This window comes from Bradyrhizobium sp. CCBAU 65884 (assembly GCF_028128835.1).
GTDB classification, from domain to species: domain Bacteria; phylum Pseudomonadota; class Alphaproteobacteria; order Rhizobiales; family Xanthobacteraceae; genus Bradyrhizobium; species Bradyrhizobium ottawaense.
Window position 1 is genome coordinate 16,318 of sequence record NZ_LBJU01000084.1, and the last position, 26,778, is coordinate 43,095.

Sequence of the window (26,778 nt, forward strand, 5' to 3'; positions counted from 1 at the left end):
CAAAGACGTCGACCGCACGCACACCCAAGGATAGTGGAAGGCATGCTCGCTTTCACTCTTCGCCGCGCCGTTCAGGCCATCGGCGTCATGTTCGCCGTCGGCATCATCGCCTTCTCGATGTTCCGTTTCGCCGGCGACCCCGTCAATCAGATCGTCTCGATCGACACGTCGGCGGCCGAACGCGAAGCCGTGCGCAAGTCGCTCGGCCTCGACGATCCCGTGCCGGTGCAGTTCGTGCGTTATTTCGCCGACGCCGCGCAATTCAAGTTCGGCGTCTCCTACCAGTTCCGCCAGCCGGTCTCGACCCTGCTGATGGAACGCATGCCGGCCACGCTGGAACTTGCGATCTGCGCCACCGTGTTTGCAATGGTGTTCGGCATTCTGATGGGCGTCTATTCGGCGCTGAGGCGCGACACCGTGCTGGCCAAATTATTCCAGGCGGTTTCGCTGATCGGCATCTCATTGCCGACTTTCCTGATCGGCATTCTCCTGATCTATCTGTTCGCGGTGACATTGGGCTGGTTGCCCTCGTTCGGCCGCGGCGAGGTGGTCAAGCTCGGCTGGTGGAGCACGGGTCTGCTCACGCTGTCGGGATTGAAGGCATTGATCATGCCCTCGATCACGCTCGGCCTGTTCCAGATGACCCTGATCATGCGGCTGGTGCGCGCGGAGATGCTGGAAGTGCTGCGAACCGACTATATTCGTTTCGCCCGCGCCCGCGGGCTGACCACCCGCGCCATTCATTTCGGCCACGCGCTGAAGAACACGCTCATTCCCGTCATCACCGTGGCCGGCCTTCAGTTTGGCTCGGTTATTGCATTTTCGATCATCACCGAAACCGTGTTCCAATGGCCGGGCATGGGACTGCTGTTCGTGCAGGCCGTGCAAAACGTCGATATCCCGATCATGGCGGCCTATCTGCTGATGGTCTCCCTGATCTTCGTCACCATCAACCTGGTGGTCGACATTCTCTACACCGTAGTCGATCCGCGCCTGCGCGCGACCGTCGGCCGCGCTACATAAGGCCCCTGCATGTCCGACGCCGTCGCCTCCAATTCCGACAAGCAGAGCGCGCCGCCCGCGCATGCCGGTCGCAGCTGGCTCAGCCGCGCCCTCGACAGCGACATCTTCTACTCGTTCCGCCGTTCCAAGCTGACCATGGTGGCGGCGGCCATTACCGTGCTGCTCTTCCTGCTCGCGATCTTTGCATCGGCGCTCGCGGTGCAGAACCCGTTCGATCCGGCGCAGCTCCAGTTGATGAACTCGCGCATCTCGCCGCTCTGGACCGCCGACGGCCAAAGCCCGTTCCTGCTCGGCACCGACGAGCAGGGCCGCGACGTGTTCTCCGCCATCCTCTATGGGATGCGCATCTCGCTCGCCGTCGGCGTGGCCGGCGTGATCTTCGCCGGCGCGCTCGGTATCGCGCTCGGCCTGATCGCCGGCTATTTCGGCGGCGCGGTCGATGGCGTGATCATGCGGATCGCCGACGTGCAACTGACCTTTCCCGCCATTCTGATCGCGCTGCTGGTCAATGGCATTGCGAAATCGATCCTCGGCAACCGTCTGGATGCCACCAGCATGCTGGTGGTGCTGGTGATCTCGATCGGCCTCAGTTTCTGGGTCGGGTATGCAAGGACGGTGCGCGGCTCCGTGATGGTCGAGAAGAACAAGGACTACGTGGCCGCCGCGCAGCTGATCGGCCTGCCCGCGCCAAAGATCATGCTGCGGCACGTGCTGCCGAACACGATGGGCCCGATCCTGGTCATCGCCACCATCAACCTCGCACTGGCCATCATCACCGAGGCAACGCTGTCCTTCCTCGGCGTCGGCCTGCCCGACACCATGCCCTCGCTCGGCACGCTGATCCGCATCGGCAACAATTATCTGTTCGCGGGCGAATGGTGGATTGTCGCTTTCCCCGGCCTCGCGCTGGCCGGCTTGATCCTGTCGATCAACCTGCTCGGCGACTGGCTGCGCGACGCGCTCAACCCGAAGCTCCGATGAGCAAAACTTCGATAAGAGCGCCTCACCCATGACCGAGCCCATCCTCTCCGTTCGCAACCTTCAGGTGGAGTTCGCCTCCCGCCGCGGCACGCTGCGCGCCATCGACGGCGTCTCCTTCGACATCGCCAAGGGCGAGGTGCTGGGCGTGGTCGGCGAATCCGGCGCCGGCAAATCCGTGACCGGCCTCGCCGTGATCGGCCTGATCGACCCGCCCGGCCGGATCGCGGGCGGCGAGGTTCGCCTGGCCGGCCTGCGCATCGACAATTTGCCGCCGGAGGAGATGCGCCGCATCCGTGGCAAACGGATCGGCATGATCTTCCAGGACCCCCTCACCTCGCTCAATCCACTCTACCGGGTCGGTGACCAGATCATCGAGACGATCCGAACCCACCTGAACCTGTCCGAGACGGCCGCCCGCCGCCGCGCCATCGACCTGCTTGCCGAGGTCGGCATTCCCGCGCCGGAAAAGCGCATCGACGGCTACCCGCACGAATTCTCCGGCGGCATGCGCCAGCGCGTCGTCATTGCGCTGGCGATCTGCGCCGAGCCCGAGCTGATCATCGCGGACGAGCCGACCACCGCGCTCGACGTCTCCGTGCAGGCGCAGATCATTTCGCTGATCAAGCGGCTCGGCCGCGACCACGGCACCGCCGTGATGCTGGTGACGCACGACATGGGCGTGATCGCGGAGACCTCCGACCGGGTCGCCGTGATGTATGCCGGCCGTGTCGCCGAGATCGGTCCGGTGCAGGATGTCGTCAGAAACCCGCTGCATCCCTATGCCAAGGGCTTGATGGGCGCGATCCCGACGCTGGCCGGCGACGACAAGCGTCTCATGCAGATTCCCGGCTCGATGCCGCGGCTGTCGGCGATCCCGCGCGGCTGCTCGTTCAACCCGCGCTGCGCCTTCGCGTTCGACCGCTGTCGTGTTGATCGACCGGAGCCGCTGCCGCGCGGTGCGCAATCGGTCGCCTGCCATCTCTATGACAGCGTGCCGGCGGAGAGCGCGGCATGAGCGCTTCCTTCGTCCAGGCCACAAATCTGCGCCGGGTGTTCGACGTCTCGAAACCCTGGCTCAACCGCATGCTCGAAGGCGGGCATCTCGAATATCTCAAGGCGGTCGATCACGTCACCTTCGACATCAGGAAGGGCGAGACGTTTGCGCTGGTCGGCGAGTCCGGCTCGGGCAAGACCACGGTGGCGCGGATGGTCGTGGGACTGCTGCCGCCGAGCTCCGGCGATGTCTTGATCGACGGCGTCTCGATGACGGATCCGCGGCAGGCGCCGGCGCGCAGGAAGCTGCGCCGCCGCATCCAGATGATCTTCCAGGACCCCTATGCGAGCCTGAACCCGCGCTTTCGCGTCGATGCCATCATCTCCGAGCCGATCCGCGCCTTCGACCTGATCCAGGGCGAGCGCGACATCCAGGCCCGCGTCGGCGAGCTGCTCAGCCTGGTCGGCCTGCATCCCGACGACCGGCTGAAGTTTCCGCACGAGTTCTCCGGCGGCCAGCGCCAGCGCATCGCGATCGCCCGGGCGCTCGCATCGGACGCCGAGTTCATCGTCTGCGACGAGCCGACTTCGGCGCTCGACGTCTCGGTGCAGGCGCAGATCCTGAACCTGATGCGCGACCTCCAGGACAAGTTCGGCCTGACCTACATGTTCATCAGCCACAACCTCGCCGTGGTCCGCCACATGGCGAGCCGCGTCGGCGTGATGTATCTCGGCCGCATCGTCGAGATCGCTGAAGGCAAGGAGTTGTTCGCACGTCCCCGCATGCCCTACACCAAGATGCTGCTGGGCGCCGTGCCTGATCTTGCCATGAGCGGCCGCCAGCGCATTCCGGTGAAGGGCGAGATCCCGAACCCGATCAATCCGCCGCCCGGCTGCGCCTTCAATCCGCGCTGCCCGCTGGCGTTCGATCTCTGCCGCAAGGAAACGCCGGAACTGATCGACGGCGTCGCCTGCCACGCCGTCAACACCGCGCCGGTCCCGGCGTGACGCGCGCGTGCCATGCCGGCAGCGCATTGGCGGCGCGGCATCGCCTGTGATCAATTGCGCGCGCCGCAAATGAGGTAATCCATGGCCAGCATCGTCAATCCCGATCCGTTCACGACCCGCCCCGAGATCGAAGGCACGTTCGGGGTCGTCGCCACCACGCACTGGATCGCGACCGCAGTCGGCATGGCCATCCTGGAGAAGGGCGGCAACGCCTTCGACGCCGGCGTCGCTACCGCCTTCACGCTCCAGGTGGTCGAGCCGCATCTGAACGGCCCCGGCGGCGATGTCCCCATCATCGTGCACGACGTGAAGCGCGGCCGCACCGAGGTGATCTGCGGCCAGGGCCCGGCACCGGCACGCGCCACCATCGCGCATTACAAGAGCGAAGGCCTCGACATGGTGCCCGGCACCGGCCTGCTCGCGGCCTGCGTCCCCGGCACCTTCGAATCCTGGATGATGCTGCTGCGCGACTACGGTACGATGCGGGTGCGCGACGTGCTGGAGCCCGCGATCGCCTATGCACGCGACGGCTATCCGCTGGTCGAGCGCGCCTGCGCCACGATCCAGACCGTCGAGCAATTATTCCGCAAGCACTGGCCGACCTCCGCCGCGGTCTATCTCCCCAACGGCGAGGTGCCGAAGCCCGGCACACTCTTTACCAACGAGACGCTGGCCGCGACCTACGCACGGATTCTCAGCGAAGCCGAGAGCGGCGGCGGTGGCCGCGACGCCGAGATCGAGCGCGCGCGCAAAGCCTGGTCGCAAGGCTTCGTCGCGGAAGCCATCGACAAATTCTGCCGCACCCAGGAGGTGATGGACGTCAGCGGCTCGCCGCATCGCGGCGTGCTTTCCGGCGACGACATGGCGCGCTGGCAGCCGACGGTCGAGGCGCCGCTCACCTACGACTATGGCCGCTACACCGTCTGCAAGGCCGGCGTCTGGAGCCAGGGCCCGGTGACGCTGCAACAGCTCGCGCTGCTGAAGGGCTTTGCCCTCGACGGGCTCGACCCGACCGGGCCTGAGTTCATCCATCTCCAGATCGAATGCGCAAAACTCGCCTTTGCCGACCGCGAGAAATTCTACGGCGACCCCAAGTTCAGCGAGATTCCGATCGCGACGCTGCTGTCGGATGCCTATAACGACGAACGTCGTAAGCTAATTACCGAGAAGGCCTCGCTCGATCTCCGGCCCGGCGCGATCGAGGGCTTTGGCGGCGTCGTCAAGCTGCGCCGCGCTGAAGGCCAGCGCGAGGCCGTTGGCGCGCTAGGCGCCGGTGAACCAACCGTGGGGCGCTTCGGCGAGGTGCGCGGCGACACCGTGCATTTCGACATCATCGACAAAGCTGGCAACATGGTGTCTTCGACGCCGTCGGGCGGCTGGCTGCAATCCTCGCCCATCATTCCCGAGCTCGGCTTCTGTCTCGGCAGCCGCGCCCAGATGTTCGATTTGGAGGAGAACCAACCCGGTTCGCTCGCACCGGGCAAGCGGCCGCGCACAACGCTGTCGCCGACCATGGCGCTGCGCGACGGCGAGCCTTACCTCGCCTGGGGTTCGCCCGGCGGCGACCAGCAGGACCAGTGGATCACCCAATTCTTCCTACGCCACGTCCATTGCAATCTCAATCTCCAGGAAGCGATCGACGCGCCGGCCTGGCATTCCGAGCATTTCCCGATCTCGTTCTGGCCGCGTACCGCGCGCCCCGGCGTGCTCGTGGTGGAAAATCGCGTACCCAAGGCAACGATCGAGAACCTTCGTGAGCGCGGGCATATCGTGGAAGTCGGTCCCGACTGGTCCGAAGGCCGCCTCACCGCGGCCTCGCGCGTGGGTCGGCGTCGGCGCGCCGCCGCCAATCCGCGCGGCATGCAAGGTTACGCCGCGGGACGCTGAAGGCAGCACATGACCTGGTCGATCATCGCGCGAGACCCTTCCACCGGCCAGTTCGGCATCGCTGTTGCGACACGTTTTTTCGCCGTCGGCGCACGCGTGCCGTATATTGCCGCCGGCGTCGGCGCCATCGCGACGCAGGCCTTCGTCAATCCCTATTACGGCATCGACGGCGTCAAGCTGTTGCGGGAAGGCCTCAATGCGCGCGACGTGCTGGCCGCGCTACTCGCGACCGACGCTGGCCGCGAGAGCCGTCAGATCCACATCATGGATGCGAGCGGCGAGATCGCCGCACATACCGGGCGCGACTGCGTCGACTGGTGCGGGCACATCGCAGGCAGCGGCTTTTCCATCGCCGGCAACATGCTGGCCGGCGCCGACGTGCTCGACGAGACCGCAAAGACCTATATCGCCAATGACAGCCTGCCCTTCCCGCGCCGCCTGCTCACCGCGATGCGCGCCGGGGAAGCCGCCGGCGGCGACAAGCGCGGCAAGCAGTCCGCTGCGCTGTTGATTCACGGCGAGGAGGAATGGCCGGCGCTGGACATTCGCGCCGACGACCATCCCGACCCGCTCGGCGAGCTCGAACGTCTCGAACACGTCAGCCACGAGCTCTGGGTGCATTTTCGCGATTCCATGCCGACGCGACGGAATCCGGCCGGCAACACCGACCGCAGCGTCATCGACGCCAGCATCCAAGCAGCGCGTGCAAGGCAATCATGAGCGCGAGCCCTCTCATCGAGATCAGGGACCTCCGCATCCGCTTCCACGGCGACGACGGCCGCATCACCCACGCGGTCGACAGTGTCGACCTCAGTGTCGCCAACGGCGCGACCCTCGGCCTCGTCGGCGAATCCGGCTGCGGCAAGAGCGTGACCTCGCTGGCGATCATGGGCTTGCTGCCGAAACAAAGCGCGGAGATATCGGGCGCGATCCGCTTCGACGGCCTCGACCTCCTGCAGACTCCGGACCAGACCCTGCGCAATCTGCGCGGCAACCGGCTCGCGATGATCTTCCAGGAGCCGATGACCTCGCTCAATCCGAGTCTCACCATCGGCGACCAGATCGTCGAGACCATTTTGCGCCACCGCGGCGGCTCGCGGAAAAGCGCGCGCGAGCGGGCGATCGAGCTGCTGCGCCGGGTCCACATCCCCTCGCCCGAGCGGCGCGTCGACGAATATCCGCACAAGCTCTCCGGCGGCATGCGCCAGCGCGTGATGATCGCGATGGCGCTGGCCTGCGACCCGCGCCTGCTGATCGCCGATGAGCCGACCACTGCGCTCGATGTCACCTTGCAGGCGCAAATCCTGGAGCTGATGCGGGAATTGAAAGCGGCAAGCGGCGCCGCGATCATCCTGATCACGCACGATCTCGGCGTGGTCGCCGAGGTCTGCGACGAGGTCGCGGTGATGTATGCCGGCGAGATCGTCGAGCGCGCGCCGGTGGACGAATTGTTCTCGGCGCCGCAGCACCCCTACACCGTCGGCCTACTCGGCTCGATCCCGCGACTCGACCATCGGGCCGAACAACTTGCCACGATCGAGGGTATGGTGCCGAACATGGCGCAGCCGCCGGCAGGCTGCCGCTTCGCCGCGCGCTGCCCGTTCGTGCTGGACGCCTGCACCACGGCGCCGCCACCGCTGATCGAAGTCAGCCCCGGCCACCTCTCGCGCTGCATCCGCGCGCCGCTCGAACGCCTGGTGTCGTGATGACCTCGTTCTCTCTTCCCGTTCCCCGGGCGCAGCGCAGCACAAGCGCAGCGCGGTGGTGCGCTGCTGAACCGGGGCCCATGTGGCGGCAGACTGGCTCCCGGTTCAGCGTCGCAACACTTCGCGTTGCGCCGCGCCCGGGACACGAGACTGAGTTTCGTCGGGATCACGAACGATGACCGCTCTGCTCGAGGTTACAGGCCTGGTCAAGCATTTCGTCGCCGAGCGCTCGCTGTTCGGCCGGGCGCTGGCGCATGTCAAAGCCGTTGATGGCGTCTCCTTCTCGCTCGAGGCCGGCAAGACGCTGGCCCTGGTCGGCGAATCCGGTTGCGGCAAATCCACCGTCAGCCGCCTGGTGCTGCGGCTGATCGAGCCGGATGCGGGCACGATCCGGTTCGACGGCCGCGATCTCCTCTCGCTCGATCCCTATGCGCTCCGCGCCTTCCGCCGCGAGGCCCAGATCATCTTCCAGGACCCCTACGCCTCGCTCAATCCGCGCATGACGGTCGGCCAGATCCTGACCGAACCGCTGGCACTGCACGATCTCGTGCCGCCGGCAGAGCGGCGTGCGCGCGTCGCGGAGTTGCTGCGGCTGGTCGGGCTGGAGCCGAGGCTGGCGCGGCGCTATCCGCACGAATTCTCCGGCGGCCAGCGCCAGCGCATCGCCATTGCCCGCGCGCTCGCGGTCGAGCCGAAGCTGATCATCTGCGACGAGCCGGTCTCGGCGCTGGACGTCTCGATCCGCTCGCAGATCCTCAATCTGCTGCGCGAGCTCCAGGACCGGCTCGGCCTCGCCTATATTTTCGTCTCGCACGACCTCGCCGTGGTCAAGCACATCGCCGACCACGTCGCGGTGATGAATCTCGGCCAGATCGTCGAGACGGCGGAGGCGGACGCGCTGTTCGCCTCGCCGCGCCACCCCTATAGCCGGGCGCTGTTGTCCGCGATCCCGCTGCCGCAGCCGAAGGTGAAGCGCGCGACCGTCCTGCTCGAGGGCGAGATCCCGAGCGCGCTCAACCCGCCTTCTGGCTGCCGCTTCCACACCCGCTGCCCGTTCGTGATCGAGCTCTGCCGCAACGAGGCGCCGGCGCTTCTAGCTGACGGCACGGGCCACGCCGCCGCCTGCCACCGCACGGCGGAACTGCCGTCTGCCGACGCCATATTGCCGGCAGCCGGCGGGTTTTCGCCGGCGCTTGCAAAATTGGTCGCCGCCTTCAGCCAAAAGACGGAAGGCGCTGCCACCGCCGGGGTTGGTATACAAGGCACCGCGCCCACAACGACATAGCCGAAGCAATGGGGACTGTCCGATGAAGATGTTTCGCCTGGCCGCAACGGCCGCCGCCGTCCTGCTGTCGCTTGGAGCCGCGCAGGCCCAGACCACGCTGCGCATCGGCCTCGCCGAGGACCCTGACATCCTCGATCCCACGATGGCGCGCACCTATGTCGGCCGCATCGTGTTCTCCGCCTTCTGCGACAAGCTGTTCGACATCGACGAGAAGCTCAACATCGTGCCGCAGCTCGCGCTGTCGAGCGAAACCGCCGACGACGGCAAGGCGCTGGTCATCAAGCTGCGGCCCGGCGTGAAATTCCACGACGGCGAACCGTTCGACGCGGAAGCCGCCAAGTTCTCGCTGGAACGGCATCTGACGCTCCCCGGATCCTTCCGCAAACCCGAGCTCGCCTCGGTCGATCACATCGAAGTCGTCGATCCCCTCACGGTCAAGCTGGTGCTGAAGTCACCGTTCTCGCCGCTGCTCGCTCAGCTCACCGACCGCGCCGGGATGATGGTGTCGCCTAAGGCGGCGAAAGAGGCCGGCGACAAATTCGGCCTGCGCCCGGTCTGCGCCGGCCCGTATAAATTCGTCGAGCGCGTGCAGCAGGACCGCATCGTGTTCGAAAAGTTCGCGGACTATTGGAACAAGGACAACGTCTTCATCGACAAGATCGTGTTTCAGCCGATCGTCGATGCCACGGTGCGGCTTGCGAACTTGAAATCCGGCGGCCTCGATTTGATCGAGCGCGTGCTTGCCACCGACCTGAAGGAAGTCCGCGCGGATTCACGGCTGAAAGTCGCGACCGCCATCGAGCTCGGCTATCAGGGCATCACGCTCAACATCGGCAAGGACAAGGCCAAGGGGCCGCTCAGCCAATCCGCAAAGGTGCGGCAGGCGCTCGACCTTGCGATCGACCGCGAGGCGATCAACCAGGTCGTGTTCAACGGCGAGTTTCAGGTCGGCAATCAATGGGTCAACCCTGATCATCCCTACTATCAGAAATCCCTTCCGGTCCGTCCCCGCAATGTCGAGAAGGCCAAGGCGCTGCTGAAGGAAGCCGGCGCGACACCGCCGGTCAGCGTCGATTTCCTGGTGCCCAAGGGCGCGGAGACCGAGACGCCGGCGCAGGTGATCCAGTCGATGGCGGCCGAGGCTGGGTTCGACATGAAGATCCGCCTCACCGAATTCGCGACCGGGCTGAAGCAGGCCGAGGCCGGCGACTACCAGGCCTATATGCTCGCCTGGAGCGGGCGCGTCGATCCCGACGGCAACAGCTTCGTGTTCCTGCACAGCGGCGCGCCGCAGAATTACGGCGCGTGGAACAACCCGCAGGCCGACAAGGCACTGGAAGACGCGAGATCGGTCACCGATCCCGCCAAGCGCAAGGCCAGCTATGAGGCCCTGGCCAAGCTGGTCCAGGACGAAGAGCCGCTGCTGTACCTCTACCACCGCCGCATCATCATCGCGCACACGACCAAGCTCGAAGGCTACAAGCAGATGCCCGACGGCCTCGTGCGTGTCATCGGACTCAAGCTGAAGTGACGCTGCGAGAATGCTGAACTTCCTCGCCCGCCGCCTTGCGCAGATCGTGCCGACGCTGTTCTTCGTCTCGGTGCTGATCTTCTCGCTGCAGCAATTGCTGCCGGGCGATCCCGCGCTGGTGATGGCGGGCGAAGAGCGCGATCCCGCCGTGATCGAGCAGATCCGTCATCAGTACCGGCTCGATCAGCCGGTCCCGGTGCAGTACGCCTACTGGATCAAGGGCGTGCTCTCGGGCGATTTCGGCGAGTCGCTGCGCAACAAGATGCCGGTGCGCGAGCTGATCGCGCAGAAGCTGCCGGTGACGTTGCAGCTCGGCGGCATGGCGATCGTGATCGCGTTCCTGATCGGCATCCCCGCCGGCATCGTCGCGGCCGTGAAGAAGGGCTCGGCCTGGGACTACGGCGCGAACCTGTTTGCGCTGTGGGGCATCTCGACGCCGAACTTCTGGCTCGGGATCATGCTGATTTTCCTGTTCTCGATCGAGCTCGGCTGGCTGCCGGCGTCCGGCTACGTGCCGCTCACCGAGAACTGGCGCGCGAGCCTGGCGGCCACCATCATGCCGGCTTTCGTGCTCGGCAATGCCATTGCCGCGGTCCTGATGCGGCATACCCGCAGCGCCATGCTGCAGGTGCTGGAAAGCGACTACGTCCGCACCGCCCGGGCCAAGGGACTCCTGGAGCGCTCGGTGATCCTGAAGCACGCCATGCGCAACGCGCTGACGCCCGTCATCACGCTCGGCGCGCTCGAGCTCGGGACGCTGTTGTCCGGCGCAGTCCTGACCGAGCAGATCTTCTCCATCCCCGGCTTCGGCAAGCTGATCGTGGATGCCGTCTTCAACCGCGACTACGCCGTCGTGCAAGGCGTCGTGCTGGTGACGGCCACGATCTACATCACGCTGAATCTCGTTGCCGACATCGCCTATATCCTCGTCAATCCACGGCTGCGGGGCTAGAGCATGACCGACGCCGCGCTGCCCGGCCCTCTCACGCAAGCCGACGAGCTGGATAGCCCGGCCCGCCGCGCGCGCCGGCGGCTGTTCAAGCGCAAGGCGGCGATATTCGGGCTCGTCGTGCTCACGATGTTCATCGTGCTCGCCGTGCTGGCCCCACTGATCGTGCCCTATGATCCCATCGCGACGAGCTGGAGCCTGGTGCGCAAGCCGCCCACCTCGGCGCACTGGTTCGGCACCGATGAGCTCGGCCGCGACATCTTCAGCCGGATCGTCTACGGCGCGCGCGCCTCGCTGCTCGCGGGCCTCATCTCGGTGGCGATCGCGCTCGGCATCGGCGTGCCGCTCGGTCTCGTCGCTGGCTATCGCGGTGGCTTCGTCGATGCGCTGATCAGCCGGATCACTGATGCGATGCTGGCCTGCCCGTTCCTGATCCTGGCGATCGCGCTGGCGGCGTTCCTCGGGCCGAGCCTCGGCAATGCCATGATCGCGATCGGCATCTCCGCAACGCCGATCTTCATCCGCCTGACCCGCGGCCAGGTGCTCGTCGTCAAGGCCGAGGACTATGTCGAGGCCGCGCGCGCGCTCGGCAATCCGCCATGGCGGATCGCGCTCTCGCATATCCTGCCGAACATCCTGCCCGCGCTGCTGGTGCAGGCGACACTGTCGATTGCCGCCGCCATCATCGCCGAAGCCGCGCTGTCGTTCCTCGGCCTCGGCCAGCAGCCGCCGGCGCCGTCCTGGGGCAGCATGCTCAACGCCGCGCAGCGCTTCCTGACCCAGGCGCCGTGGATGGCGATCTGGCCGGGGCTTGCGATCTTCCTCGTGGTGCTGTCGCTGAACCTGCTCGGCGACGGCCTGCGCGACGCGCTCGACCCGCGGCAGCGCTAGATCACCGCTTCCCGCATCACGCGGCGGCAATCCATCTCGTATTCGAGATCGACCACCGGCGGGCGGGCGAAATGCCAGGTCAGGCCGGAGCGCAACGCGCCGCGGCGGACCAGTTCGTCGACGAGCGTATGGTGGAAATCGTGCACGGAATAGGCCTGCACCGCAGTGGTGTCGTTCCAGCCGAAGCCGAAAGCCGCCATCCGGCTTTCCATCTGCGACGTCGTGGTGAAGCGCACCTTCTCCCGCAGCCCCTCAGGGCTGAGGTCGCGATAGCGCACGGTGCGCTCGACATAGGTGCCGCTGCCCTCGCGTGCCTCGGCGCCGCCTGATATCACGAAGGACGGCGCTTTCGAGCGGGTCGGACGCGTGAACGAGAACGCATAGAACGACGGCTCGGACGGCGGATCGATCTCGGGACAGACATTGCTGCGCGCCACCGGATTGGTGGTGCCGTCGAAGATGCCCCATTCGGACAGCGTCTTCACGTAGTGCAGGTTGAACGCGCGAAAGCCCTCTTCGCTGAAGGCTGCCGGTGAACGCAGCTCGCAGGCACAGAATGCCGTCAACGGCCGCCCGGCCTCCTGGATGAATTTCGCCGCCAGCGCAAACCCTTCCAAGAGCGGGACCACACGGTCGAAGCGGACGCGTTCGATTTCGTAGCCGTCATCCGCGGCGGCGCCCGCCGAATACTGGAACACGGACGGAATGAAACGATAATTGCCGGCAGAGAAGTCACGCATCATGTCGAACCCCTATTCCAGTTGCATGCGAATGCCCTTGGCGCCGTTGAGCAGGCGCTTCAGGTGAAAGCCGGCCAGGGAATCGTCGGCGTGCATGCCGACCAGCGCGGCAAAGGCCGGCATGGCCGCGGCATCGCCGGCCTCCATCTTGGCGAAAGCCTCCGAATACAGTGCCGTTTCCGGCGCTTCGAACTTGCCCGGTGGCAGCGGCTCGAAGGCGCGCAACGGCTCGCTGCGTCCGCGCAGCATCAGCTCCCCCACGGGGCGGCCTTGAAAATTCTCGGCCGCCTCGGCGACGCTGGCGCTGACGCAAATGCGGGTGCCCAGATGCTTGTTGGCGGCCTCCAGCCGCGCCGCAATGTTGATGGAGTCCCCATAGGCGGTGTAGTCGAAGAAGCGATTGCCGCCGAAATTGCCGACCAGCGCGGGACCGGCGTGAATGCCGATGCGGGTGGCACCGAAGGTCACACCCATGGCGCTCTGGCGCGCGCGAAAGTCCTGCGCCCAGGCGTCGAGCTCATGGGCGCAGGCGACCGCACGCGTGGCATAATCCGGCTGATCGCCGGGCGCATTGAAGAGGACCTGGATCGCATCGCCGATGATCTTTGCGACCGTGCCCTCATGGACGAAGACGATTTCGGTCATGCCGCCGACATACTCGTTGAGCAGCTTGCCCAACGTCTCGGGCGGCGCGCTCTCGACCAACGAGGTGAAGCCGGTAATATCGGTGAAGATGGTGGCGACATCGCGCCACTGAACTTCGATCCCCTCTCCGTCGCCGCTGGCGGCCAGACGCTTGGCGAGCTCGGGCGAGAAATGGCGCGACAGCGCGGCGTGGGCGCGCTCGGCTTCCATCTGGCGCCGCCGAACCTCGCGCAGCATCTCGATATGGCGGATGGTCTTCTCGATCGTGGCCTCCAGATCGGCGAAGTCGATCGGCTTGGTCAGGAAGTCGAACGCGCCGCGGTTCATGGCGGTGCGGATATTGCTCATGTCGCCATAGGCCGAGACGATGATGGTCGATTTCTTGTCCTCGGCCTCCTGGAGTTTCGCGAGCAGCGATAGCCCGTCCATCCTGGGCATGTTGATATCGGAGACCACCATGTCGACCTGCGGATTCTGCTCGAGCGAGGCCAGCGCCTCGAGACCGTCGCGAGCGAATATGATGACGACCTGTCCGTCGCGGATCTGCCTGCGAAATTTTTGCAGGACCAGCGCCTCGAGATCCGGCTCGTCGTCGACGAAGAGGATGGTCGCGCTCATGCGGCTTGCTCGAGCCTCGTGTCGATCTCCTGCCGCAGCAAGGCAAAGTCGATCGGCTTGGTGAGGAGCCCGACGGCGCCGCGCTCGATCGCCTTTCGCCGCGTCTCGGCGTCGCCATAGGCCGTGATCATGATGACGGGAACGTCCGGATGCGCGGCACGCACCTTCGGCAGCATGTCGAGCCCGCTCATGCCGGGCATGTTGATGTCGGACAGGATCAGGATCAGCGAGGGATCGCGAACCTCGGCGGCCCGCTTGAGCGCATCGGGCGCGGAGGAGGCGAACTCCATCTGGAAGCGGCCGGCGCGCAGCTCGCGCCGGAATTGCTGCCGGAATAGCGCCTCGACGTCGGGCTCGTCATCGACGACCAGGATGTAAACGTTCACGACTTGCCTCCGGAAGTGCCCTCCGCCGCCATCGTACGCGGCAGGGTGATGATGAACTCGGTGAATACACCTTGCATGGTGTTCACGTCGATGGTGCCGCCGTGCTGCTTCACGACGATATCGTGGCTCATGGACAGGCCGAGCCCGGTGCCCTCGCCGACCGGCTTGGTGGTGAAGAAGGGGTTGAACATCTTCTCCTTCACCTCGGGCGGAATTCCGGTGCCATTGTCACGGATCCGGATCTCGACCCTGTCGCCGAGGTCCTTGGTTGCCGCGCTCAAGGTCGGCTCGAAGGCCTCACCCGCGCTCTGCTTGCGTTTGGCCGTGGCATAGAAGCCGTTCGAGATCAGGTTGAGGAAGACGCGCGTGATCTCCTGCGGATAGATCTCGACCATACCGGCAGCGGGATCGAACGTGCGCTGAAGCGTGACGTTGAAGGAGGGACGTTCGGCCCGCGCGCCGTGATAGGCGAGATTGAGGCTCTCCTCCACGACCGCATTGATGTCGACGGCCCGATGCTCGCCGGAACCTTCGCGCGAATGCAGCAGCATGTTCCTGACGATGGAATCGGCACGCTTGCCGTGCTGCACCACCTTCTCGAGATTGCTCCTGAGCATGCCAGTCAGCTCGTCGACCTCCTCCCTGGTCTTGCCGTCGAGCGCAGCCGATTGCAGGGCCTCCTTGAGCTCGTCGATCAGCTCGGTGGAGACCGCGGAGAAATTGTTGACGAAGTTGAGCGGATTCTTGATCTCGTGGGCGATGCCGGCGGTGAGCTGACCGAGCGAGGCAAGCTTCTCGGTCTGGATCAGGCGATCCTGGGCGGCGCGCAGGTCGTCGAGGGATCGCGACAACTCTGTCGTGCGTTCCTGAACCTCCTCGAACAATCGAACATTTTCGATCGCGATAAGGGCTTGGTCTGCAAAGGTCGTGGCGAGTTCGATTTGCTTCTCGCTGAAGGGACGCACCATATGTCGCGTCAAGACGAACACGCCGATTGGCGATCCTTCTCGAAGCAGGGGGACACCGAGCATCGTACGCACATTGGACCGCCTTCGCGCGGATGAGGGTGCATAGTCCGGATCGGCCTGCACATCGGGGACGTGAACCGTCTTGGCTTCGAGCAGCGTACGCCCGACCACACTTCCCCGTTCTGGTAAAGAAGCAAAGGTCCGAAGCTTGCTTTCCTGCTCCGCATCGAGGCCGCAGCTTGCCGCCAAATAGAAAACGCCATCGCGCGGTCGAAAGATCGTTCCCTCGTCGGCGTCACACAAGCGGGCGGCCGATCCGACGAGCGTATTCAGCACGGTTTGCAGATCGAACGCCGAGCGGCTGATGACCTTCAGCACGTCGGCGGTCGCCGTCTGCTGCTGGAGAGACTCGCTCAATTCCGCTGTTCGCCGTTCGACCTTGTTTTCGAGATCGGCATAGGATTCCTGCAAGCGCGCGCCCATGTCGTTGAACTGGTCGGCGAGCCCTTCGAGCTCGTCGCCCGTCCGGATCGAGATGCGCTGGGAGAAGTCGCCACCGCCGATCCGTTCCGCGCCGCTGCGCAGCGCCTGGATCGGCCCGACCATGCGGCGCGCCAAAAATATCCCCGCAAGCACCGCGAAGATCGACGCCGCGAGCAGCACGATCGCAAGCCGCTGCAGCGAGGCGTAGAGCGACGCATAGGCCTCCTCGACCGGCAGCTCGACGAACATGGTCCAGTGCAACGGCTCGATCGGCGCCGATGCGGTCAAGACCTTCTGGCCCTGGATGTTGCGCGCTTCCTCGAGCGCGTTCGGCATGGTGCCGCCGGCAGCCTGGGCGGCGCGCACCTGCGCGAGGCCGGACATGTCGGTGTTGCGCAGCACGAGACTGATATCGGGATGCGCGATCAGGCGCCCTTCCGGACCGACGACATAGGCGTGCCCGTGCTGGCCGACCTTGATCTGCGAGACCACGTCCCAGATCAGCTTGAGATTGACCTCGGCAATGCTGACACCGGCATCCCTGCGCGCGCCGGCCAGGGCCAGCGTCATGTAGGGCTCGGACTCCCGGCGGAAATAGACCGGGCCGTAATAAACCTTGTGCGCGACCGCCTCGGTGAACTTCGGATCATTGGCTAGGTCGATCCCGCTCTCGATCGCGTCCATCGCCAGCCGCGAGACCCGCAACCGTTCCTTGCCGGTCGAGTCCACCTGGGCAAGCTCGGTGATCCCGGGGACCTGGCGCAGCAGCCGCAGCGCGTCGAACCGGCGCTGCTCGATCGAGCCCGCCGACCACGGCAGTTGCGTGGTCCAGCCGAGCTGGCTTTCGATCTCCTTGACGAACTGGCCGATCTTCGCTGCGGCCGCCTCGGCCTGCTCGTGCTGGACCCGGATCAGCGAAGCCTTGTGCTCGCGATAATAAAAGAAGACCTCGAACAGGCCGTTGGCCAGCAGCGCGATGGCCACGACCGCCACGAACAGCGCGACATATTTGGTGAACAGCCGGGTCCTGATCCCTCGTCCCGTTCCCCCGCCGGCAGCGACGCCATCCGAGGCCACGCTCGGCAGCGTCCTGGCTTGCGGGGTGTCGGGATGGAGGGAAAGGCTCATCACCCGAAACCTAGCAAGAAGACGGGACCTTGTCTTTCGCAAGCGCGGGATAAGGCCCCGTCCAGTGAGCCCGGCGCCCGGGCGCAACAAAAAGGGCGGCAGCGGACCCGCCGCTGCCGCCCTCTGGATCGCTTGCGAGCCAGCGGCTTCAGGTCGGCCGCAGGGCCTTGGAGCCGAGGTCGAGCTCGTTGACCTGCTTGTTCCGCTCGGAATCGGCCGCCGCACGATGGTCGGTCGCCAGCACCACGTAGACCGCGGGCAGCACGAACAGCGTGAACAGCGTGCCGATCGACATGCCGGCGACGACGACCAGGCCGATCGAGAAGCGGCTGGCCGCCCCCGCGCCGGTTGCGGTCAGGAGCGGGATCAGGCCGGTCACCATCGCGGCCGTCGTCATCAGGATCGGCCGCAAGCGGATGCGGGCTGACATTTCGATGGCGGAGCGGCGGTCGAGCCGCTCGTTGACCTGGAGCTCGTTGGCGAACTCCACCATCAGGATGCCGTGCTTGGTGATCAGGCCGACCAGGGTGAGCAGACCGACCTGGGTATAGATGTTCATGGTCGCCACGCCGAAGAACAGCGGGATCAGCGCACCGACGATCGCCATCGGCACCGAGATCATGATCACCAACGGGTCACGCAAGCTCTCGAACTGCGCAGCCAGCACCAGGAAGATGATGATCAGCGCGAAGCCGAAGGTGATCGCGAGCTGATTGCCTTCCTGCACGTACTGCCGGGAGTCCGCGAGATAGTCGTGGCTGAAGCCGGCCGGCAGCTTCTTCGCCTCGCCCTCGAGGAAGTCCACCGCCGCACCGACCGTCACGCCGGGCATCGGCACGGCCGAGAACGTCGCCGAATTGAGCTGGTTGTAGTGGGTCAGCGAATTCGGGGCGGTCTTGGTCTTGACTGAGACCACGGTCGACAGTGGCAGCTGCTGGCCCGTGTTGGTCGTCACGTAATAGCCACCGAGCGATTCCGGCGACAGCCGGCTGCTGCGCGGCACCTGCGGGATCACCTGATAGGAACGGCCCTCGAGATTGAAGCGGTTGATGTAGTTGCCGCCCAGCAGCACGGCCAGCGTGCTGCCGAGGTTCTGCATGTTGACGCCGAGATCCTGCGCCTTGGTACGGTCGATCGTGACCTCCACGTTCGGCTGGTTGTAGGCGAGATCGCTGTCGGAGACGATGAACATGCCGCTCTTGCGCGCAGAGTCCTTCAGCTTCTCCATCTGCTCGAAGACCGTCTGGAAACCCGCGGTGGAATTGATCACCATCTGCACCGGCAGACCGCCCGGTCCGCCCGGCAGCGGCGGCAGGTTGAACGCGAACGCCTGCACGCCCTCGATCTTGGAGAGTTCGGCCTGCACCAGCGGCTTCAGCTGGATCGCCGAACGTTTGCGCTCGTCCCAGGGCTTGAGCAGCATGCCGGCGATGCCGCCCTGCGGACCGTTGATGCCGTTCAGCACGAAGCGCAGATCGGTCTCGGGGAATTTCTCGAATTCCTTGTCGAGCTTCTCGCCATAGAAATCGACATAATCGATATTGGCGTATTTCGGCGCCTTGGTCACCGCGAACACGATGCCCTGGTCTTCTTCAGGCGCCAGCTCTTTCGAGGTGTGCATATAGAGGAAGCCGACGAGCCCGAGGATCGTGATCGCGAACAGGCCGGTAATCGCCTTGTAATCCAGCGAACGGTCGAGCCTGCGGCCGTACCATCGCGTCAGCGCGCCGAACACCTTGTTGACGAGCTTGGCGAAGCGGCCTTCTTCGGTGTTCTTGAGCAGCACCGAGCACATCATCGGCGACAGCGTCAGCGCGATCACGCCCGACACGATCACTGATCCCGCAAGCGTGAAAGCGAACTCGCGGAACAGCGAACCGGTGAGGCCGCCAAGGAAGCCGATCGGCGCGTACACCGCGGCGAGCGTGATGGTCATCGAGATGATCGGGCCGACGATTTCACGCGCCCCTTCCAGCGACGCCTGGACCGGCGTCTTGCCCTCCTCCAGATGGCGATGGATGTTCTCCACCACGACGATGGCGTCGTCGACCACGAGGCCGATCGCCAGCACCATCGCCAGCAGCGTCAGCAGGTTGAAGCTGAAGCCCAGCGCCAGCATCAGGGTGCAGACGCCGATCATCGACAGCGGAATCGTGACGACCGGAATGATGACCGAGCGGAGCGAGGCCAGGAACAGGAAGATGACCACGATCACGATGATCACGGCTTCGCCCAGCGTCTTCTCGACCTCGTCGATCGAGGACTGGATGAACTTGGTCGAATCGTAGGCAACCTTCATCTTCATCGACGGCGGCAGATTGCGCTCGAGCTCCGGGAACAGCGCGCGCACGCCCTTGACCAGAGTCAGCGGGTTGCCTTGCGGCGTCGCGTTCACGCCGATGAAGATCGCATGCTCGCCGTTGAAGGCGACGCTCGCATCCGTGCTCTGCGCGGCCAGCTCGACCGTGGCGATGTCCTCCATCCGGACGAAGCCGCCGTCCTTGGCCTTGACGATCATCTTCCGGAACTGGTTGACGTCAGTGAGGCTTGTGTTCGTGGAAATGTTGGAAACGATCAGATAGCCCTTGGTCTGCCCCGCCGCGGACTGGAAGTTGTTGGCCTGGATCGCCGCGGCGACGTCGGCCGGCGACACGTTGCGGCCCGCCATCTTCAAGGGATCGAGCCACAGCCTCATTGCAAAGGTCTGGCCGCCGAGAATGTCGGCCGAGGCGACGCCGTCGACCGTCGACAACACCGGCTGCACCACGCGCGTCAGATAATCCGAGATCGCCGAGCCCGACAGCTCTTCGGACGAAAAGCCGAGATACATCACGGCCGTGGTCTGGCCCGTGGTCTTGGTCACGATCGGGTCGTTGGATTCCTTCGGGATCAGATATTTGACCGAATTCGTCTTGGCCAGCACCTCGGTGAGCGCCTGGTTCGGATCGAAATTCAGCTTGATGTACACCTGGATCGTCGAGGTACCGAGCACCGAGGACGAGGTCATGTAGTCGACGCCTTCAGCCGAGGCGACGGCCTGCTCGATCGGCGTCGTGATGAAGCCCTGGATCAGGTCCGCGGACGCGCCGGGATAGACGGTCGTGATGTTGATGACCGTGTTCGAAAGCTTGGGATATTGCCGGATCGGCAGCACCATCGCCGCGCGCAGGCCGATCAGCAGGATCAGCAGGCTGACGACGACCGACAGGACCGGTCGCTTGATGAAAATGTCGGTGAAGCGCATCGCGGCGATCTCGATTTCTGTATCTCAAGGAAAGTGATCCGGCCGAGCCGGATCACTTGAATGCAGAGGGTCAGTAGCGCGGCGGCTGCGCCGGGATCTGCGGAGCCGGGTCGGTCGAAATCGACACCGCCGCGCCCGATTGCAGCTTGAGCTGGCCGACGGCGACGACCTTGTCGCCCGCCTTCACGCCCTTGATGATTTCGACGCGACCTTCGACCCGGTTGCCGGTCTGCACGAAGGTGCGCACCGCGGACAGGCTGGTCTTGCCGTCGGCTTCCTTCTTCTCGGTGATCACGAACACCGAGTCGCCGTACAGCGTGTAGTCGACCGCCGTCTCCGGAACGGTGATCACGGCCGGCTTGTCCGGCAGCACCACCGTGGTGGTCACGAACATGCCGGGCTTCAGGATCTTCTCCGGATTGGCGATCGTCGCCTGCACGCGGATATTGCGGGTGTCGGTCGAGATTTGCGGTTCGATCGTGGTGATCTTGCCTTCGAAGATGCGGCCCGGATAGGCATCGACCTTCAACTTGACAGTCTGGCCGACCTTGAGGCTGCCGGAATCCTTTTCCGTCACGGTGAAGTTGGCCCACAGCTCCGACAGATCGGTCAACGACACGATCGCCGTACCCGCCGTCAGATACTGACCGACCTCGACCTTGCGGACGCCGAGATCACCGGAGAACGGTGCGCGCACCAGCTTCTGCGAGATCAGCGCTTCGGTCTTGGCGATGCCGGCCTGCGCCTGGTCGTAGGCGGCCTGCGCGGTATCGACGGTCGCCTGCGGACCGAACTGGCGCGCGGCCAGCTGCTTGGCACGATCAAGCGACAGCTGTGCGACGGTCGCCTGGGCCTTGTAATTGGCAAGGTCGCCCTGCTCCGGCGCGTCGAACAGCTGGACCAGCGGCGTGCCGGCTTCGACGCGCGTGCCCGGCGCGAACTTGATCTCGGTGACGCGGCCGTTGACGTCGGCACTGACGTCGACCTGGTGCACGGCGACGAGGCCGCCGACCGCGGTGAGCAAGTTCGGCACCACCTCGGACTTGGCCTCTGCCGCGCTGACAGCGGTCGGCGGCGGCTTGTTGTTGGCGAAGAACTGCTTGATCATCTGGCCGCGGAAATAGTTGAACCAGACGAGGCCGCCGACCAGCACCGCCAGGAGCGTGCCGACGATGATGAACCAGAGCACCGGCCGGACCGGACGCTTGGGAGCCTTGTTGTCGATCGGTTCGCCCGAAATCTTGTGTTCGGTTACGATGTTCATGTCATGCACTCTCTGCAATCGCCGCCTTGCCGGCATCCGCGGCCTGATTGTGGCCCAGATGCGAAGCAATTGCGGCGTCGTTAAGTCCGATACCCCTCAGGAGAAACTCACACAGCTGCCGCTCGAGGTCTTCAGCCTTGCCGTAAGCGAGGCAAGGCGTGGCGGGCAGCCTGGTCAGCGCCGCAGTCATCACCGAGTGATGCGCAAACCAGAACAGATTGAGCGGATCGCCGCTGCATAGCCGCGCGTCCCCGGCGGCAACGGCACGTTCGAGCGAGGAGACGAAGATCGCCCCGATCAGCGTCTCGATCTTGGCATACAGCAAACGGGCGAATTCGCCATCATCCAAGTGGCTGGTGGCCATCAGCCGCAGGCGCTGGGCCTCTTCCTGATCGGGACCATCAGCGATGTGCAGGAAATGCTCGACCATGCCGCGGATCACCTCGACCAGCGTGGCGGTCGAAGGCTCCCGCTCGAGAAGCTCGGTGAGCGCCGGGTCCGCCTCGCATTCGTCGCTGAGGATTTCGGCGTAGAGGGCCGCCTTGGACGGGAAATGCTTGAACAGCAACGCCTCGGAAATGGCAGCGGCGGCCGCCACGCTCTTGGTCGTGGTGCCGGTATAGCCATGTCGGGCAAAGCAGCGTTTCGCGGCTCCGAGGATCAATTGACGCCTCAGGTCGCTCGTCATACGCAATGAGCTCATGCTAGTGAGTAAGCACTCACCCACGCAAAAGTCAAGCACTATGTTGCATCGCAACCTGAGTGCGTCGTTAATTCAGTGGAAATTGCCCCCGCCTGCACGGTTTCCGTGCAGGACCTGGGCGCCGGTGGGAATGGGCAGGCCCGCCCTAGATTGGCTGGAAGCCGAGGTCGCCGCGGATCCGGTTGAGGATGTAAGTCCCATCCCGGCTTGGCAATATCCGCTCCAGGCTGGCGCTGTCGATCTTCATATTGGCAAAGCGAGGCCCGGCAGAGACGTCGTGAACGGCTTTGGCAAAGGCCTCGACCTCGGCCATGGTCGTGACCGCCCGGCTATCCCCGATGCCGCAGGCCTTGGCGACGCCGACGAGGTCGGCGGCAGCGGAGGTGTGGCTGGTCTGGCCGCCCGTTTCGCCATAGGCCTCGTTGTCGAGAACTGCGATCGAGAGGTTGGGGGGCTTTTGCAGCCCGATGGTGGCCAGGCTGCCCATGCCCATCAGCATCTCGCCGTCGCCGGTGATGACCAATACCGGCAGTTTTGGCTGCGCCAGGGCGAGCCCCAGCCCGATCATCGCGGCGCCGCCCATGCCGCCCCAAAGGTAGAAATTGCGGGCGTGGTCGCCGGCCGCGCACATGTCGTTGGTCGAGGCCCCGAGGCCGCCGATCGCGACGACGTCCTTGCGGTTCGCGAGCAACGTGGACACCACCTGCCGACGGTCGAGGAGATTGTCCTTGCTCATTTGGTGAAAACCTTGGCGCCGATCAGGCGCTGCGACAGAAGGACGGCGGTAGGCGTGAGCGCGTTGTAGGCTTGCGACGCAGCGGCTTCGAGCACGGCCGGCACCTCGGCTGCGTTCGAGGCCCGCAGCACTTGGACACCCGACAGTTCGAACACGCCCTGCGTGGTCGATCCCATCGGCACCTGCCACGGATTGAACTCGCCCCACTCGCCGCGCATGGTCACCAGCGTGAGGAAGGGGAAGCGCAGGATCGGGATCAGCGACAGCATGTTGATGCAATTGCCGACGCCGCTCGACTGCATCAGCAAGACGCCGCGCTGTCCGCCGGCCCAGGCGCCGGCGAGAAGCGCCACGCCTTCCTCCTCCGTCGTGAGCGGAATGCCGCGCATGGTGGATGAGGCCAGCACGCGCTGGATCAGCCTCGAATGGCCGGCATCCGGCACGTAAGGCACCTGCCTGATATCGAAGCGTTGCAGGGTCGCGAAAATATCGTCGGGCCAATTCGGCGCCGTGTCGGCAGCGTCAGCGCGTGCGTGCATTTTCCTGTCCGGTCGGCTAGCAAGGTGGGAAGACTGTAGACGCATGCATGCGCCGACCAGAACAACAAAAACGGCATAACGGCTTTAACCGGCGAGTATAACGGGATGAACGCAGATGCGAAGGCGCTGGCGGCAAGCTTCGACCTCGAGAAGCTGACGCCGGAATTTTACGACGACCCCTACCCCACCTATCGTGCACTGCGGGAGAACGAGCCGGTCAAGCGCCTGCCGAACGGCACCGTGTTCCTGACCCGTTATGACGATCTCGTCACCACCTACAAGAACACCAAGTCGTTCAGCTCGGACAAGAAGCGCGAGTTCGCGCCGAAATACGGCGACACCCCGCTCTACGAGCATCATACCACCAGCCTCGTCTTCAACGATCCGCCGGCGCATACCCGCGTGCGCCGCCTGATCATGGGCGCGCTGTCGCCGCGCGCGATCGCCGGCATGGAGTCTGACATCATCAAGCTGGTGGACGGCCTGCTCGACGCCGTCGCGGCTAAAGGGGCTTGCGAGCTGATCGAGGATTTCGCCGCGTCCATCCCGATCGAGGTGATCGGCAATCTGCTCGACGTGCCTCATGAGGAACGCGGGCCGCTGCGCGACTGGTCGCTGGCGATCCTGGGTGCGCTCGAACCTGTGGTGTCGCCCGAGGTCGCCGCCCGCGGCAACAAGGCGGTGACGGATTTTCTCAGCTATCTTCAGACGCTGGTGGCACGCCGGCGCGACAAGCCGGGCAATCCCGAGCGCGATGTGCTGACGCGCCTGATCCAGGGTGAGGAGAATGGCGAGCGGCTGACCGAGAAGGAGCTGCTGCACAATTGCATCTTCCTGCTCAATGCCGGCCACGAGACCACCACCAATCTGATCGGCAACGGCCTCGTGGCGCTGGACCGCAATCGCGACCAGAAGCGGCGGCTGATCGGCAGTCCCGACATGATCAAGACCGCCGTCGAAGAGATGCTGCGCTACGAGAGCTCCAACCAGCTCGGCAACCGCATGACCACGGAAAAGGTCGAGCTCGGCGGCGTCACGCTCGAGGCCGGCACATCGGTGACGCTGTGCATCGGGGCGGCCAACCGCGATCCTGCGCAGTTTCCGGACCCTGAAAGCTTCGACATCGCGCGCACCCCGAACCGGCATCTCGCCTTCGCCACCGGCGCGCATCAATGCGCCGGCATGGCGCTGGCGCGGCTCGAAGGCGCGATTGCGATCTCGCGCTTCCTGGCGCGCTTCCCGGACTACGCCGTGAGCGGCCAGCCGGTGCGGGGCGGACGGGTGCGGTTTCGAGGCTTTTTGAGCGTGCCGTGTGCGCTTCGCTGAGGACTCGACACCAAAAACTGCGAAAACAACCCCATGCACAGTAGAGAACCCTCTGATACTTTTGGCAAATCAGATCGGGCTTCGCCACCGGAGGGGATGAAGACTTCCAAGGCGGCAAGTTGATACCCAGATCAAGCTGAGGCCGGCGGTGCAGTCGGTTGGCACCGCCCCGCGCAGCAATGGAGTGACGACAGATGAGCGCGTCGGTCATTGATTTCGTCGCAACGGAAGCACGCTTTGGGGCCCACAATTACGAGCCGATCGGGGTCGTCCTGTCGCGCGGCGAAGGTGTCTGGGTCTGGGATACCGAAGGCAACCGCTATCTCGATTGCCTCTCGGCCTATTCGGCGGTCAGCCAGGGCCACTGCCACCCCAAAATCCTGGCGGCGATGGTGGAACAGGCGCACAGGCTGACGCTGACCTCGCGGGCCTTCCACAACGACCAGCTCGCCCCCTTCTACGAAGAGATCGCGGCGCTCACCGGCTCCCACAAGGTGCTGCCGATGAACAGCGGCGCCGAGGCGGTCGAAAGCGCGATCAAGTCGGTGCGCAAATGGGGCTATGAGGTGAAGGGCGTGCCGGACGGCCACGCCGAGATCATCGTCTGCGCCAATAATTTCCACGGACGCACGCTGGGCATCGTCGGCTTTTCAACCGACCCCGACACGCGCGCACATTTCGGGCCGTTCGCGCCGGGCTTCAAGATCATCCCGTTCGGCGACGCCGCGGCACTGGCGGAGGCAATCACCCCAAACACGGTCGCCTTTCTGGTCGAGCCGATCCAGGGCGAAGCCGGTGTCATCCTTCCTCCGGCCGGCTATTTCAGTGAGGTGCGGGAGCTCTGCACCACCAACAACGTGATGCTGGTGCTCGATGAGATCCAGACCGGGCTCGGCCGCACCGGCAAGCTTCTCGCTGAACAGCACGAGGGAATCGAGGCGGACGTGACGCTGCTCGGCAAGGCCTTGTCCGGCGGCTTCTATCCGGTGTCGGCCGTGCTCTCGAACAACGACGTGCTCGGGACATTGAGGCCCGGCCAGCACGGTTCGACGTTCGGCGGCAATCCGCTTGCTTGCGCGGTGGCGCGCGCGGCGCTGCGCGTGCTGACCGAGGAAGGCATGATCGAGAACGCGGCCAGGCAGGGCGCGCGCTTTCTGGAAGGTTTGAAAGACATTCGTGCCAACACGATCCGCGAGGTGCGCGGACGCGGTTTGATGCTGGCGGTCGAACTGCATCCCGAGGCCGGCCGCGCTCGCCGCTACTGCGAGGCGCTTCAGGCCAAGGGCATCCTCGCCAAGGATACCCACGAGCAAACGATCCGCATCGCTCCGCCGCTGGTGATCACAAGCGACCAGGTCGACTGGGCGCTGGAGCGGCTCGCCAGCACCCTGACGCAGGATTTCTCCTGAGCGGCCTGCGTCGGAAGATCGCAATGCCGGCCGCGGCCAGCAACGAACGATTCCGCCAGCTGCGCGTTGAACGTCGTGGGCGATTACGAGCTGGGAGCGACAATCATGCTTCCGCATGGCGCTTGCCTTACGGCTGCTTTAGTTGGTGTCTCTGTGCTGGCGACGAGCGTCGGCGCGTTCGCCCAAGGACCCGGCCAGGGACATGGAAGGGGCGGACCTGCCGGTCCAGCCGCAGCGCCTGCACGCCCAGCAGCACCACCGGCCATGGCCCGTCCGGCGGCGCCGCCAGCCATGGCACGTCCCGCCGCCCCGGCATTCCATCCACCGGCCATGCC

22 protein-coding genes are annotated in these 26,778 nt (G+C 65.1%); 13 read left to right on the forward strand and 9 right to left on the reverse strand.

What is annotated here, in order from left to right; translation table 11 throughout:
- The first annotated feature begins 42 nt into the window (after positions 1-42).
- From XI03_RS05110 to XI03_RS05160, 11 genes are all read left to right on the forward strand, one after another.
- Positions 43-1,023 (forward strand): ABC transporter permease, encoded by a 981-nt coding sequence (locus XI03_RS05110; protein WP_026201522.1) that lies wholly within the window; start codon positions 43-45, stop codon positions 1,021-1,023.
- Between the two features lie 9 nt (positions 1,024-1,032).
- Positions 1,033-2,004, forward strand: coding sequence for an ABC transporter permease (locus XI03_RS05115; protein ID WP_028143436.1), 972 nt, complete (start codon positions 1,033-1,035; stop codon positions 2,002-2,004).
- A gap of 28 nt (positions 2,005-2,032) precedes the next feature.
- Positions 2,033-3,019, forward strand: a complete 987-nt coding sequence (locus tag XI03_RS05120) for an ABC transporter ATP-binding protein (protein WP_028143437.1) — start codon at positions 2,033-2,035, stop codon at positions 3,017-3,019.
- A complete protein-coding gene (locus XI03_RS05125) occupies positions 3,016-4,005 on the forward strand; it encodes an ABC transporter ATP-binding protein (protein WP_028143438.1) in 990 nt (329 codons plus the stop codon). Before XI03_RS05120 ends, XI03_RS05125 begins: the two co-directional genes overlap by 4 nt.
- 81 nt (positions 4,006-4,086) lie before the next feature.
- The gene (locus XI03_RS05130; protein ID WP_271591517.1) at positions 4,087-5,892 is read left to right on the forward strand and encodes a gamma-glutamyltransferase family protein; all 1,806 of its coding nucleotides are present in this window, start codon (positions 4,087-4,089) and stop codon (positions 5,890-5,892) included.
- 9 nt (positions 5,893-5,901) lie between these two features.
- A complete protein-coding gene (locus XI03_RS05135; protein WP_271591518.1) occupies positions 5,902-6,612 on the forward strand; it encodes a DUF1028 domain-containing protein in 711 nt (236 codons plus the stop codon).
- Positions 6,609-7,598, forward strand: a complete 990-nt coding sequence (locus XI03_RS05140; protein ID WP_271591519.1) for an ABC transporter ATP-binding protein — start codon at positions 6,609-6,611, stop codon at positions 7,596-7,598. Before XI03_RS05135 ends, XI03_RS05140 begins: the two co-directional genes overlap by 4 nt.
- 175 nt (positions 7,599-7,773) lie before the next feature.
- The gene (locus XI03_RS05145; protein ID WP_038947050.1) at positions 7,774-8,883 is read left to right on the forward strand and encodes an ABC transporter ATP-binding protein; all 1,110 of its coding nucleotides are present in this window, start codon (positions 7,774-7,776) and stop codon (positions 8,881-8,883) included.
- Between the two features lie 22 nt (positions 8,884-8,905).
- Positions 8,906-10,414, forward strand: coding sequence for an ABC transporter substrate-binding protein (locus XI03_RS05150; protein WP_271591520.1), 1,509 nt, complete (start codon positions 8,906-8,908; stop codon positions 10,412-10,414).
- 10 nt (positions 10,415-10,424) lie between these two features.
- Complete coding sequence (locus tag XI03_RS05155) at positions 10,425-11,366, forward strand: ABC transporter permease (protein WP_028143444.1); 942 nt, start codon at positions 10,425-10,427, stop codon at positions 11,364-11,366.
- 3 nt (positions 11,367-11,369) lie between these two features.
- Complete coding sequence (locus XI03_RS05160; protein WP_028143445.1) at positions 11,370-12,254, forward strand: ABC transporter permease; 885 nt, start codon at positions 11,370-11,372, stop codon at positions 12,252-12,254.
- On the opposite strand, the gene cnbZ is transcribed toward XI03_RS05160, so the two are convergent.
- From cnbZ to XI03_RS05205, 9 genes are all read right to left on the reverse strand, one after another.
- On the reverse strand, positions 12,251-12,997 hold the full coding sequence (cnbZ, locus tag XI03_RS05165) for a 2-amino-5-chloromuconate deaminase CnbZ (RefSeq protein WP_271591521.1): 747 nt from the start codon (positions 12,995-12,997) through the stop codon (positions 12,251-12,253). The two genes, XI03_RS05160 and cnbZ, sit on opposite strands and share 4 nt — an antisense overlap.
- A 9-nt stretch (positions 12,998-13,006) precedes the next feature.
- The gene (locus XI03_RS05170) at positions 13,007-14,257 is read right to left on the reverse strand and encodes an adenylate/guanylate cyclase domain-containing protein (RefSeq protein WP_038947045.1); all 1,251 of its coding nucleotides are present in this window, start codon (positions 14,255-14,257) and stop codon (positions 13,007-13,009) included.
- A complete protein-coding gene (locus tag XI03_RS05175; protein WP_018315558.1) occupies positions 14,254-14,643 on the reverse strand; it encodes a response regulator in 390 nt (129 codons plus the stop codon). The genes XI03_RS05170 and XI03_RS05175 overlap by 4 nt, the downstream gene beginning before the upstream one ends.
- Complete coding sequence (locus XI03_RS05180) at positions 14,640-17,222, reverse strand: sensor histidine kinase (RefSeq protein ID WP_271591522.1); 2,583 nt, start codon at positions 17,220-17,222, stop codon at positions 14,640-14,642. Before XI03_RS05180 ends, XI03_RS05175 begins: the two co-directional genes overlap by 4 nt.
- Positions 17,223-17,370: 148 nt before the next feature.
- The gene (locus tag XI03_RS05185; protein ID WP_028143449.1) at positions 17,371-20,466 is read right to left on the reverse strand and encodes a MexW/MexI family multidrug efflux RND transporter permease subunit; all 3,096 of its coding nucleotides are present in this window, start codon (positions 20,464-20,466) and stop codon (positions 17,371-17,373) included.
- Between the two features lie 70 nt (positions 20,467-20,536).
- A complete protein-coding gene (locus tag XI03_RS05190; protein WP_028143450.1) occupies positions 20,537-21,730 on the reverse strand; it encodes an efflux RND transporter periplasmic adaptor subunit in 1,194 nt (397 codons plus the stop codon).
- A 1-nt stretch (position 21,731) separates the two neighbouring features.
- A complete protein-coding gene (locus XI03_RS05195) occupies positions 21,732-22,418 on the reverse strand; it encodes a TetR/AcrR family transcriptional regulator (protein ID WP_028143451.1) in 687 nt (228 codons plus the stop codon).
- A 160-nt stretch (positions 22,419-22,578) separates the two neighbouring features.
- Positions 22,579-23,169: a thiamine pyrophosphate-dependent enzyme gene (locus XI03_RS05200; protein WP_271591523.1), complete on the reverse strand. Its 591-nt coding sequence runs from the start codon at positions 23,167-23,169 to the stop codon at positions 22,579-22,581.
- Positions 23,166-23,708, reverse strand: coding sequence for a phosphonopyruvate decarboxylase (locus XI03_RS05205; protein ID WP_028143453.1), 543 nt, complete (start codon positions 23,706-23,708; stop codon positions 23,166-23,168). Before XI03_RS05205 ends, XI03_RS05200 begins: the two co-directional genes overlap by 4 nt.
- A gap of 105 nt (positions 23,709-23,813) precedes the next feature.
- Between XI03_RS05205 and XI03_RS05210 the strand changes: the two genes are divergently transcribed.
- Together XI03_RS05210 and rocD are read left to right on the forward strand one after the other, a co-directional pair.
- Entirely contained in the window at positions 23,814-25,034 is a 1,221-nt protein-coding gene (locus tag XI03_RS05210) for a cytochrome P450 (protein ID WP_271591524.1), read from the forward strand.
- 194 nt (positions 25,035-25,228) lie between these two features.
- Entirely contained in the window at positions 25,229-26,443 is a 1,215-nt protein-coding gene (gene rocD / locus XI03_RS05215; protein WP_271591525.1) for an ornithine--oxo-acid transaminase, read from the forward strand.
- Positions 26,444-26,778: the final 335 nt, after the last annotated feature.